Source organism: Pseudoalteromonas luteoviolacea H33-S (assembly GCF_001625695.1).
Classification (GTDB): Bacteria; Pseudomonadota; Gammaproteobacteria; order Enterobacterales; family Alteromonadaceae; genus Pseudoalteromonas; species Pseudoalteromonas luteoviolacea_B.
This window is the reverse complement of record NZ_AUXY01000110.1, coordinates 1-223: the sequence shown is the minus strand read 5'-3', so window position 1 is coordinate 223 and position 223 is coordinate 1. Positions and strand designations below refer to the sequence as shown.

Here is a 223-nt window from a genome sequence, read left to right as displayed (position 1 = left end):
ATCCATTATCGCCAGATAAATCACCTTTCTGGCAGAGTCATCAGTTGGGAACAGTTTACGCTTTTTAATCGCTTTACGGATGACGCTGTTCAGTGATTCGATAGCATTTGTCGTATAAATCGCTTTCCTGATATCAGCCGGATAAGCGAACAACGTGTTCAGGTTGTTCCAGTGGCTTCGCCATGAACGGCTGATTTGAGGGTACTTATCATCCCAACGAGTA

General features: G+C 44.4%; 1 protein-coding gene. It reads right to left on the bottom strand.

The genetic code is table 11. The annotated features are described in order from the left end of the window. Window positions 1–223, bottom strand: a 223-nt coding sequence (locus N477_RS21785; protein WP_196760679.1) for a transposase, incomplete at both ends; no start/stop codon positions are given.